The 316-nt window shown below is 33.9% G+C and carries 1 protein-coding gene; it reads right to left on the reverse strand.

All coding sequences use genetic code 11. The annotated features are described in order from the left end of the window. Nucleotides 1-56: 56 nt before the first annotated feature. The coding region (locus tag A3766_RS32230; RefSeq protein ID WP_231882963.1) for a hypothetical protein at nt 57-316 on the reverse strand (260 nt) is incomplete at its 5' end.

The raw sequence follows: 316 nt of genomic DNA on the forward strand, positions 1-316 counted from the left end.
TTTTTGAGTGTTTTTCAAAAAAGGTGTCAGTTTGCCGAGTCCGTTTGAGCGCATTGTTATGTACTTAATTTTGATATTAGTTTTTTAAAAAGATCACCATAAAGAAATATGAAGCCAGCCAACAATATACATACTGCGAAAATAAATTTGTTGTGCACACTATTAACATATTGATAATCATATTTTTTTAACATTACACCATTAACACTTACCTGTTTTACCTTTAGGCCAAACAGTAAAGTATCCGCAAACCAAACCTTTACGTCAGCTCCCTGGGTAACCATATTCCGCTTTTGGGGTTTCAAGCGTAATCGAT

This window comes from Oleiphilus sp. HI0132, from assembly GCF_001635845.1.